At 75.6% G+C, this 10256-nt stretch carries 11 protein-coding genes; 9 read left to right on the forward strand and 2 right to left on the reverse strand.

Translation table 11 applies throughout. The features are described from left to right. The 4 genes from ACYVI6_RS16345 to ACYVI6_RS16360 form a co-directional block, all read left to right on the forward strand. Nucleotides 1-2093, forward strand: a 2093-nt coding sequence (locus ACYVI6_RS16345) for a TIM-barrel domain-containing protein (protein WP_460447383.1), incomplete at its 5' end; no start/stop codon positions are given. A gap of 181 nt (nt 2094-2274) precedes the next feature. After that, nucleotides 2275-3543, forward strand: a complete 1269-nt coding sequence (mshA, locus tag ACYVI6_RS16350) for a D-inositol-3-phosphate glycosyltransferase (RefSeq protein ID WP_460447392.1) — start codon at nt 2275-2277, stop codon at nt 3541-3543. Beyond that, nucleotides 3540-4034, forward strand: a complete 495-nt coding sequence (locus ACYVI6_RS16355) for a type III secretion system chaperone family protein (RefSeq protein ID WP_460447384.1) — start codon at nt 3540-3542, stop codon at nt 4032-4034. The genes mshA and ACYVI6_RS16355 overlap by 4 nt, the downstream gene beginning before the upstream one ends. A gap of 23 nt (nt 4035-4057) precedes the next feature. Further along, nucleotides 4058-4810: a phosphoglyceromutase gene (locus ACYVI6_RS16360; RefSeq protein ID WP_460447385.1), complete on the forward strand. Its 753-nt coding sequence runs from the start codon at nt 4058-4060 to the stop codon at nt 4808-4810. An 85-nt stretch (nt 4811-4895) separates the two neighbouring features. Here the strand turns inward: ACYVI6_RS16360 and phoU are convergent, their stop codons facing one another. Further along, nucleotides 4896-5588: a phosphate signaling complex protein PhoU gene (gene phoU, locus ACYVI6_RS16365; RefSeq protein ID WP_460447386.1), complete on the reverse strand. Its 693-nt coding sequence runs from the start codon at nt 5586-5588 to the stop codon at nt 4896-4898. 202 nt (nt 5589-5790) lie between these two features. Here phoU and ACYVI6_RS16370 point away from each other — a divergent pair, with 202 nt between their 5' ends. Next, nucleotides 5791-6990, forward strand: a complete 1200-nt coding sequence (locus ACYVI6_RS16370) for a sensor histidine kinase (protein ID WP_460447387.1) — start codon at nt 5791-5793, stop codon at nt 6988-6990. Further along, nucleotides 6987-7667, forward strand: a complete 681-nt coding sequence (locus tag ACYVI6_RS16375; protein ID WP_460447388.1) for a response regulator — start codon at nt 6987-6989, stop codon at nt 7665-7667. The genes ACYVI6_RS16370 and ACYVI6_RS16375 overlap by 4 nt, the downstream gene beginning before the upstream one ends. 21 nt (nt 7668-7688) lie before the next feature. Here the strand turns inward: ACYVI6_RS16375 and ACYVI6_RS16380 are convergent, their stop codons facing one another. Continuing rightward, entirely contained in the window at nt 7689-8165 is a 477-nt protein-coding gene (locus ACYVI6_RS16380; protein ID WP_460447389.1) for a hypothetical protein, read from the reverse strand. A gap of 248 nt (nt 8166-8413) precedes the next feature. On the opposite strand from ACYVI6_RS16380, the gene ACYVI6_RS16385 reads away from it, so the two are divergent. The 3 genes from ACYVI6_RS16385 to ispF are packed head-to-tail and all read left to right on the forward strand — an operon-like array spanning nt 8414 to nt 10103. Next, nucleotides 8414-8896, forward strand: a complete 483-nt coding sequence (locus ACYVI6_RS16385) for a CarD family transcriptional regulator (RefSeq protein WP_460447390.1) — start codon at nt 8414-8416, stop codon at nt 8894-8896. After that, on the forward strand, nt 8893-9606 hold the full coding sequence (gene ispD, locus ACYVI6_RS16390; RefSeq protein ID WP_460447393.1) for a 2-C-methyl-D-erythritol 4-phosphate cytidylyltransferase: 714 nt from the start codon (nt 8893-8895) through the stop codon (nt 9604-9606). Before ACYVI6_RS16385 ends, ispD begins: the two co-directional genes overlap by 4 nt. Continuing rightward, the gene (gene ispF / locus ACYVI6_RS16395) at nt 9603-10103 is read left to right on the forward strand and encodes a 2-C-methyl-D-erythritol 2,4-cyclodiphosphate synthase (protein WP_460447391.1); all 501 of its coding nucleotides are present in this window, start codon (nt 9603-9605) and stop codon (nt 10101-10103) included. The genes ispD and ispF overlap by 4 nt, the downstream gene beginning before the upstream one ends. The last annotated feature ends 153 nt before the right edge of the window (nt 10104-10256 follow it).

The following is a 10256-nucleotide window of genomic DNA, read 5'->3' on the forward strand; positions in this document are numbered from 1 at the left end:
AGCCCACGCTGCGGGCGGCGCGCGACGCGAGCGACCTCGAGCCCGGGCTGCTGCAGGTCGACGACGTCGCGCGCGGCGCGGTCTCGCTGGGCAACGGCGTGTACGCGCAGATCGGCAGCGGCGGCCTCGTCGTGAACCGCCGGGCGCGGGTGGTGTGGCGCGGCGTCGACCGCGGGTCGCCGGTGACGGCGGCGGTCGGCCGGCTGCGGTGGCGCGGTGGCGTCGGCGACGAGGTGCTGCAGGCCGACGAGCAGGTCGACCGCTCGCTGGGCAACGTGCGGCTCACCGGGCGGCGGCTCGAGGCGAACGCCGTGGTCTACACCGGCCGCATCTCCGACGGCGACCCGCTGGCGGCCGGCGCCCTGCCGCTCACGCTCACCGTCACCCGCCGCGTGCAGGACTCGCGGGTGGTGCTCACCGCGGACGTGCCGGGGGCGAGCGCCGTCGCCTGGCACGAGTACCGCCGCGCCGGCTACAGCTACCGCGGCCTCGGCGCGCAGCCGTCGGCGGCGGTGCTGCGCGACGGCCGCTACCCGCTGGTGCCGCGGCGTCCGGTCGCCGGCGACGGCTGGGTCGATCGGCTGAACGCCCGCACCGACGGGTCGGGTGCGGTGACCCTCGCGCCGGTGCGGTTCTGGCTGGGCAGCGACGGGACGGGCGTCGGCGTCGACGGCTCGGCGCACGCCGTCGTCGACCTGCGCCACGCCGGCCGCGTCGACACCACCGTCTGGGACGAGACCGCCCGGCTGCGGGTCTACGACGGGCGGCCGACGCAGGTGCTGGCCCAGCACGCGAGCGACCTGCCGCCGGTGACCCCGCCGCCGACCTGGGCGACGTCGGGTGCGCTGGTCGGGGTGCACGGCTCGCCGGACGTCGTGCGTCGCTCGGTGCAGCGCCTGCTCGACGCCGACGCGGTGGTCGCTGCGGCGGTCGTGCCGGACGGCGGCGCCACCGCCCGCTATCCCGGCTGGACCCGCCTGGTGGAGCGGCTGCGCGACCGCGACGTGCGGGTCGTGGCGTCGGTGTCGCCGGCCTTCGCCCCGAGCCCGCGCCCTGGCGACCCGGCCGCCGAGCAGCGGCTGCTGGCTACCGCACGACGGCAGGGCTGGCTGGTGCGCTCGGCCGCGGGCGAGGCGCGGGTGCCCGTCGCCGACGTCGACCGCGGCACGGTGCCGGGTGCGCTGCTCGACCTGACCGATCCCGACGCGGTCGAGTGGTACGCCGGGCAGCTGGCCGGGCGGCTGCGCGCCGAGCGGCTCTCGGGCTGGGTCGTCGAGGGCGGGGCCGAGCTGCCGCCCGACGCCCGGCTGGCGGACGGCTCGGGGGCGACCGAGCGCGGGGGCTGGCCGTCGCGCTGGGCCCGTCTGGTGCGCGACGCCTGCGACCGGGCCGGCACCGACTGCCTCACCGTGCAGGCGGCGGCCGACGAGACCACGCCGGCGGCGACGGGGGCGCTGTCGCTGGACGTGCCCGACCTGCCCGCGGTGGTGGCGGCCACCGCGAACGCCGGCGTCTCGGGCGCCCCGTTCGTGCACGCGGCGGTGCCCGGTGCGGTCGACGACGACGTCGCGGCGCGCTGGGCGCAGCTGCAGACGTGGGGCACGCTGCTGCGCACGGACGCGTCGGTCGGGCCGCTCGACTGGTCGGCCGCGCGGGTCGCGTCGCTGGCCCGCAGCAGCCGGCTCGTGGCGGCTAGCGCGTCCTACCGGCGCAGCGTGCTGCGCGACGCCGTGGCCTCCGGCGAGCCCGTCGTGCGGCCGGTGACGGTCGACGAGCCCGGCCTCACCCAGCCCTCCACCGCCGCGGGCTGGTTCTTCGGCGACTCGCTGCTCGTCGTCCCGGTGCTGCGGGCGGGGGAGCGCAGCGTGCGCGCCGGCCTGCCGCCCGGCGACTGGGTCGAGCTGTTCACCGGACGCCGGCACGAGGGCACCGACCTGCCCGACCCGCCGCCCGGCGTCCAGCCCTCGACCGCCACGGCGACGCAGGTCGAGCTCGACGCCCCGCTCGACCGCGAGGTGGTGCTCTACCGCGCCGACGACCCCGATGCGCAGCGCCTGCGCTCGGCGCTGCGGGCAGCCGGCCTGCTGCGCTGACGAGGTGCGGCCAGCGGTTCACCGCCGGGTCCCGCGGTGAACCGCTGGGCGCATCTCGGCGGGACCCGGGGCCGCGCTCGGGGGCGTCGGCGTGCGCGGCCGGCCGCCCGGCCTACCCTGGACGACGTGCGCGAGCAGAGCGAGCCGGTGGCCTGAGGTGGGGCTGCCGCACCGGGTGGCGATGCTCGCCGTCCACACCTCGCCCCTCGAGCAGCCCGGCACCGGTGACGCCGGCGGCCTGAACGTGTACGTCGTCGAGACCGCCCGCCGGCTGGCCCAGCGCGGCGTCGAGGTCGAGGTGTTCACGCGGGCCACCAGCAGCCGCCAGGAGCGCACCGTCGAGCTGGTGCCCGGCGTGCTCGTGCGGCACGTGACCGCCGGGCCGTTCGAGGGCCTGGCGAAGGAGGACCTGCCGGGGCAGCTGTGCGCATTCGCAGCCGGGGTCATGCGCGCCGAGGCCGCCCGTCCGCCGGGCTGGTACGACCTCGTGCACTCGCACTACTGGCTCTCGGGCCAGGTGGGGTGGCTGGCCGCCGACCGGTGGCAGGTGCCGCTGGTGCACACGATGCACACGATGGCGCGCGTCAAGAACCTCAGCCTGGCCGACGGCGACACCCCCGAGCCGGCCGGGCGCGAGATCGGCGAGTCGCAGGTGGTCGAGGCCGCCGACCGGCTGGTGGCCAACACCGGCGAGGAGGCCCGCCAGCTCGTCGAGCTGTACGCCGCGCCGCCGCAGAAGGTGTCGGTCGTGCCGCCCGGCGTCGACCTCGAGCGGTTCGCCCCGGGCTCGCGAGCCGCGTCGCGCGCCGCGCTGGGCGTGCCCGAGACGGCGAGGCTGCTGCTGTTCGTCGGCCGCATCCAGCCGCTGAAGGCGCCCGACGTCCTGGTGCGGGCGGCCGCCGACCTGCTGCGCCGCCGTCCAGAGCTGCGCCGCGACCTGGTGGTGGCGGTCGTCGGCGGACCCAGCGGCAGCGGCCTGCGCCGGCCCGAGTCGCTGGTGCGCCTCGCCCACGAGCTGGGCGTCGCGGACGTCGTCCGCTTCGAGCCGCCGGCCGGTGCCGGCCGGCTCGTCGACTGGTACCGCGCGGCCGACGCCGTCGCCGTGCCGTCGCACAGCGAGTCGTTCGGCCTGGTGGCGCTCGAGGCGCAGGCCTGCGGCACGCTCGTGGTGGTCGCCGCCGTCGGCGCGGTGTGCGAGGCGGTGCGCGACGGCGAGAGCGGGCTGCTCGTCGACGGGCACGAGCCGGGGGCCTGGGCGACGGCGCTGGCGCGGGTGCTCGACGACGACGTGCTGCGCGCGCGGCTCGGCGCCGGGGCCGTGCGCCAGGCGGCCCGGTACAGCTGGGACGCCACGGTCGACCGCCTCGTCGAGGTGTACGCCGAGGCCACCGGCGTGCCCGCCCGGCCGCAGGTGCAGGCGCCGCCGTCCAACCTGCAGATCCTGCCGTGAGCGAGCGCGAGCGGGTCGAGGCGCTCGTGCTCGACCAGCTCACGGCGTCCGGCGTCGAGCACGAGCGGGGTGCCCGCCCCGGTGAGGTCGTGGCCACCCTGCCGGGCGAGCACAAGCAGCGCACCACCGTGTCGCTGCTCGTCGGCGACCACTCGCTCTCGGCGTCCGCCTTCGTCGTGCGGCGCCCCGACGAGCGGGTCGAGGAGTTCCAGGGCTGGCTGCTGCGCCGCAACGCCCGGCTGCAGGGCGTCGCGTTCTGCCAGGACGCCGACGGCGACGTCTACCTCGTCGGCCGGCTGCCGCTCGTCGGCGTGACGCCCGAGACGTTCGACGGCCTGCTCGGCACCCTGCTCGACGTCGCGGACTCCTCCTTCGACCCGCTGCTGGGCATCGGGTTCCTCACCGCGATGCGCCGCGAGTGGGCCTGGCGGGTGTCGCGCGGCGAGTCGACGCGCAACCTCGACGCGTTCCGCCACCTGCTCGCCGACTGACGCCGCTCGGTAGGGTCGGGGGCATGAGCGACGCGCCCTACACGCTGGTCCTGCTCCGCCACGGCGAGAGCGAGTGGAACGCCAGGAACCTGTTCACCGGCTGGGTCGACGTGCAGCTGTCGGACGTCGGCCGCGCCGAGGCGCAGCGCGGCGGCGAGCTGCTGCGCGACGCCGCGATCCTGCCCGACGTCGTGCACACCTCGCTGCTGCGGCGGGCCATCACCACCGGCTTCATCGCGCTCGACGTCGCCGACCGGCACTGGATCCCGGTGCGGCGCTCGTGGCGGCTGAACGAGCGGCACTACGGCGCGCTGCAGGGCAAGGACAAGAAGCAGACGCTGGCCGAGTTCGGCGAGGAGCAGTTCATGCTGTGGCGCCGCTCGTACGACGTGCCGCCGCCGCCGCTCGACGACGACAGCGAGTTCTCGCAGGCCCACGACCCCCGCTACGCCGACCTCGGGGCCGCTGCGCCGCGCGCGGAGTGCCTGGCCGACGTGCTGGAGCGGGTGCTGCCGTACTGGGAGGGCGCCGTGGTGCCCGACCTGCGCGACGGCAAGGTCGTGCTGCTCGCCGCCCACGGCAACTCGATCCGCGCGCTGGTCAAGCACCTCGACGGCGTCAGCGACGACGACATCGCCGGGCTGAACATCCCCACCGGCATCCCGCTGGTCTACCGGCTCAGCGAGGACCTGCGCCCGCTGCAGGCCGGCGGCGAGTACCTCGACCCCGAGGCCGCGGCCGCCGCCGTCCAGGCCGTCGCCAACCAGGGCCGCTGACGCACCGACCCCGCACGCCGAGATGCGAGCAGCGGTTCACCGGACGACGTCCGCGTGAACCGCTGCTCGTACCTCGACCAGGTGGTCAGCTGGCGACGGGGTCGCCCGCCGGGGGCGCGTCCGGCGCGACGTACTCGTTGTGCCACTCGCCGGTGACCAGGTAGACCACGCGGCGGGCGACCGAGACGGCGTGGTCGGCGAACCGCTCGTAGTACCGGCCGACCAGCGTGATGTCGACGGCGGCCTCCATGCCGTGGTCCCACTGGCCGCCGAGCAGCGCCTGGAACAGCTGACGGTGCAGGCGGTCCATCTCGTCGTCGTCCTGCTCGAGCCGCACCGCGGCGTCGACGTCCTTGCTGGCGATGACCGATCCGGCCTTCGAGACGATGCGCTCGGCGACCTGCCCCATCTCGAGCAGCGTCGAGCGCAGGGCCGCGGGGACGGCGGACTCCGGGTAGCGGCGGCGGGCGACCTTCGCGACGTGCCGGGCCAGGTCGCCCATCCGCTCGAGGTCGGCGCTCATCCGCATGCTGGTGATGACGATGCGCAGGTCGGTGGCGACCGGCTGCTGCATGGCGAGCAGGTCGACGGCGCGGTCGTCGAGCTCGCGCTGGATGCGGTCGATCTCCTCGTCGGCGGCGATCACGCTCTCGGCGATGTGCAGGTCGGCGTCGAGCAGGGCCGTGGTGGCGCGGGTCATCGCCGAGCCGGCCAGCCGGGTCATCTCGACGAGCTGGTCCGACGTCCGGTCGAGCTCCTCGTGGAACGAGTCACGCATGGCCTGAGGCCGTCCTCTCTGTCGTCCGGCGCCGACGGGGCGCCGGGCACGCTGCAGCAGCCACGTCACCCGCGGCGCCGTGACGAGCGTGCCAGCGCCACGTGAACGGGCGCCCGTGGCCGGGTGAACATCTCACGAAGCGCCCGCTCACGCACGGTCGCGCGGCGCGGTGCGGTCGACCCGTCTGCGTACGCTGGTGACCGTGGATGCGACGACGGCGGCGACCCTCGGGGTGATCGGCGGGCTGCTGCTCGGTGCCGGCGCCCTGCTGGCGACCCGCTGGTCCGAGCGCACCCAGCAGCGGGTGCCCGAGCAGCCGCAGCCCAAGCTGCCGCCCGGCGCCGAGTCGGTGCTGGCGGCGCTGCGCTCCAGCGCGGTCGTGGTCGCCGAGGACGACTCGGTGCTCAAGGCCAGCCCCTCGGCGTACGCCTACGGCATCGTGAGCGGCAACGAGCTCACCCACCCCGAGCTGCGCCAGCTGACCCGGCAGGTGCGTCGCGACGGCGAGGTGCGCGAGAGCGAGCTCGAGCTGGCCCGCGGCCCGCTCGGCCGCGGCCGGCTCGTCGTGCACGCCCGGGTCGCGCCGCTGATGGGCAGCAACCTGCTGGTGCTCGTCGAGGACCGCACCGAGGCTCGGCGGCTCGAGGAGGTGCGCCGCGACTTCGTGGCGAACGTCAGCCACGAGCTGAAGACGCCGGTCGGCGGCATCTCGCTCCTGGCCGAGGCCGTGCTCGGCGCGAGCGACGACCCCGAGGCGGTGCGCCGGTTCGCCGGCCGCCTGCAGGTGGAGTCGGCGCGGCTGACCGGCCTCGTGCAGGAGATCGTCGACCTGTCGCGGCTGCAGGTCGCCGACACGCTGCACCAACCCGAGCGGGTCGGCATCGACGCCGTGGTGAGCGACGCCATCGACCGCTGCCGCCTCGTCGCGTCGGCCAAGGACATCGACATCGTGTGCAGCGGCGACCCCCGCGCCGAGGTGTTCGGCGACGGCGACCTGCTGATGACGGCCGTGCGCAACCTCGTCGACAACGCGGTGGCCTACTCGCCCGGCAGCACGAAGGTCGCCGTCGCCGTGCACCGTCACCACGGCCTGGTCGAGATCACCGTGAAGGACCAGGGCGTCGGCATCCCGGACGACGAGCAGGTGCGCATCTTCGAGCGCTTCTACCGCGTCGACCCCGCGCGCTCGCGGGCCACCGGCGGCACCGGCCTCGGCCTGGCGATCGTGAAGCACGTCTGCGCCAACCACGGCGGCGAGGTCACGGTCTGGAGCCGCCCCGGCGAGGGCGCCACGTTCACCATGCGACTGCCCGACGCGGCCACGGCCGACCGGGCGCTCGCCGACGACCCGGCCGACGTCCCGGCCACCCGCACCCCCCAGCCCGAGGAGGCTCGCGGATGATCCGCATCCTGGTCGTCGAGGACGAGGAGTCCTTCAGCGACCCGCTGTCGTACCTGCTGCGCAAGGAGGGGTACGACGTCGCCGTCGCCCCCACCGGCCCGATCGCGCTCGAGGAGTTCGACCGCTCCGGCGCCGACCTCGTGCTGCTCGACCTCATGCTGCCCGGACTGTCGGGCACCGAGGTCTGCCGCCAGCTGCGCAACCGCAGCAACGTGCCGGTGATCATGCTGACCGCCAAGGACAGCGAGATCGACAAGGTGGTCGGGCTCGAGCTCGGCGCCGACGACTACGTGACCAAGCCCTACTCGAGCCGCGAGCTGCTGGCGCGGGTCAAGGCCGTGCTGCGCCGCCGCGCCGAGCCGGACGACCTGGTGCCGGCCAGCCTCGAGGCCGGCCCGGTGCGCATGGACGTCGATCGGCACGTCGTCACCGTGCAGGGCGAGCAGGTGCCGCTGCCGCTGAAGGAGTTCGAGCTGCTCGAGCTGCTGATGCGCAACGCGGGCCGGGTGCTCACCCGCATGCAGCTCATCGACCGCGTGTGGGGCAGCGACTACGTCGGCGACACCAAGACGCTCGACGTCCACGTGAAGCGGCTGCGGGCGAAGATCGAGGCCGACCCGGGCAACCCGACGCTGCTCACGACCGTGCGCGGGCTGGGCTACAAGCTCGAGGCCTGAGGCCCAGGGGCGCCCGCCCGCTCAGTTGGCGGGCGGGGTGATCGTCGCGTACTCGAGCGTGGGCGGCAGCACCGGCACCTGGATGGCCACGGTGCCGCCGGCGGGGGTGGTGAGCTGCACCGGCAGCAGGGCTCCCGACGCCTCGCTCAGCGTGCCGGTGACGACGGCGGTCTGCCCGGTCGCGCTGCCGAGCTGCACGAGCACGCCGGGGGCGAGCTGCACCTCGACCGGCTGGGGGGCGCCCTGGGTCGCGACCGTCACGGTGACCGCCTGGTCGCCGTTGTTCACCAGCGCACCGGAGACGACGCCCTCGGTGCCCTTGCGCCCGACGACGAGCAGGTTGCGCGCGTCGACGTCGCCGACCTGCGCGTCGACGCCGTCGGTGACGTCCTTCGTGTAGGCCGTGGTCGTCGCGGCGGTGAGACCGCAGCCGGTGGTGAGCAGCAGCGGCGCGGCGGCCAGGGCCGCGACGAGGGCGCGCTGTCGGGGTCGCTTCACGGCTGCGGTTCTCCTCGGTCGGGGCCTTCGGCCGGTGCCTTGCCGGGCCGTCGGCAGCCTATCGAACGAGCTCGGCGGGCGCCCCGCCGACCGGCCCCGAGGTGGTGCGGATGCACGTCGAGTCGGCTGCTGTCAAGGGGCGAAACGGGGCCGACAGGGCCTCTGACCTGCGAAGACGCCGCGATCGGGACTTCTGGGGGAGGCCCCTGCCGTGGTATTCTGGTCGTCGCGAAAGGGGAAAACATCACATGGTGTTCGAAGTCGGCGAGACGGTCGTGTACCCCCACCACGGTGCGGCCCTGATCGAGCAGATCAAGACCCGCGCGATCAAGGGCGAGGACAAGCTCTACCTCGTCCTGAAGGTCGCGCAGGGTGATCTGACCATCGAGGTCCCCGCAGAGAACTGCGACCTGGTCGGCGTCCGCGACGTCGTCGGTCAGGAGGGCCTCGACCGCGTGTTCGAGGTCCTGCGCCTGCCCCACACCGAGGAGCCGACCAACTGGTCGCGCCGCTACAAGGCGAACCTCGAGAAGCTGGCGTCCGGCGACGTCATCAAGGTCGCCGAGGTCGTCCGCGACCTGTGGCGCCGCGAGAAGGACCGCGGCCTGTCGGCCGGCGAGAAGCGCATGCTGGCGAAGGCCCGGCAGATCCTGGTGAGCGAGCTGGCGCTGGCCGAGCACACCAACGAGGACAAGGCCGAGTCGCTGCTCGACGAGGTCCTCGCCTCCTGACGGCACACCACGACGCACCCGACGACCTCGTCGGGTGCGTCGTCGTCGCTGCAGGCAGCGGCACCCGTCTCGGGGCCGCCGTCCCGAAGGCCTTCGTCCCGCTGGGCGGGGTGACCCTGCTCGAGCACGCCGTCGCCCGCGTCCGGACGAGCGGGGCCGTCGGGCACGTGGTGGCCGTGGTGCCCGACGAGCTGCACGCCCGAGCGGTCGAGCTGCTGCCCGGCACGACGGTCGTCACCGGCGGTGCCGACCGCTCGGCGTCCGTGGCGGCCGGCCTGCAGGCACTGCCGGACCGGTGCGCCGTGGTGCTCGTGCACGACGCCGCGCGCTGCCTGGCCCCGCCCGAGCTGGTGGCGCAGGTGGTCGAGGCGACGCGGCGGCTGGGTGCGGTCGTGCCGGGGCTGCCGCTGGTCGACACCGTGAAGCGGGTCGACGCCGCCGGCCGGGTGCTCGACACCCCCGACCGCGCCGGCCTGCGCGCGGTGCAGACCCCGCAGGGCTTCGACCGCGCGCTGCTCGAGCGCGCGCACGAGGCGGGACGCGGCAGCAGCGTCACCGACGACGCCGGCCTCGTGGAGCGGCTGGGCGAGCCGGTGCACGTGGTGCCCGGGCACCCCCTGGCGCTGAAGATCACCACGGCCGACGACCTCGGGCGGGCCGCGCAGCTGCTCGCCGACGCCGACGCACCGGCTGCCAGGATGGGGTCGTGAGCGCCTCGCTGCCCAGGGTCGGTGTCGGCACCGACGTGCACGCCTTCGCACCGGACGACGCCGGGCGCCCCCTGCACGTCGCCGGTCTGCACTGGCCGGACCAGCCCGGCCTCGACGGCCACTCGGACGGCGACGTGGTCGCTCACGCCTGCTGCGACGCCCTGTTCTCGGCGGCCGGCCTGGGCGACGTGGGCACCAACTTCGGCACCTCGCGGCCCGAGGTCGCCGGCGCCCCCGGGGTCGTGCTGCTCGCCGAGGCGGCCCGGCTGGTGCGCGCCGCCGGCTTCGAGGTCGGCAACGTCGCGGTGCAGCTCATCGGTGTGCGGCCGCGGCTCGGTGACCGGCGCGACGAGGCGCAGCGCGCGCTGGGCGACGCCGTGGGCGCACCCGTGTCGCTCAGCGCGACGACGACGGACGGCCTCGGCCTGACCGGCCGCGGCGAGGGTCTCGCGGCGGTGGCCACGGCGCTGGTGATGCCGACCGCGTCGACGACCTAGCCGTCGGGCGCGGTCGCGGCGAGGGCAGCCCCCAGGTGGTGCGCGCCGGCCTCGACCCGCTCGTGCAGCGCCCGGCGTCTGGCCTCGACGCGGCGGTGCGTGCGGCGCAACCCGGCCAGCGCGCCGCCGACCCGCTGGTGGTCACCGGCCGCG

Source organism: Angustibacter aerolatus (genome assembly GCF_054776675.1).

Bases quoted from the DNA above. Each gene is read 5' to 3' on its own strand.
- mshA (WP_460447392.1), top strand. From the start codon at position 2,275: ATGCTCGCCGTCCACACCTCGCCCCTCGAGCAGCCCGGCACCGGTGAC.
- ACYVI6_RS16360 (WP_460447385.1), top strand. From the start codon at position 4,058: ATGAGCGACGCGCCCTACACGCTGGTCCTGCTCCGCCACGGCGAGAGC.
- phoU (WP_460447386.1), bottom strand. From the start codon at position 5,588: ATGCGTGACTCGTTCCACGAGGAGCTCGACCGGACGTCGGACCAGCTC.
- ACYVI6_RS16375 (WP_460447388.1), top strand. From the start codon at position 6,987: ATGATCCGCATCCTGGTCGTCGAGGACGAGGAGTCCTTCAGCGACCCG.
- ACYVI6_RS16385 (WP_460447390.1), top strand. From the start codon at position 8,414: ATGGTGTTCGAAGTCGGCGAGACGGTCGTGTACCCCCACCACGGTGCG.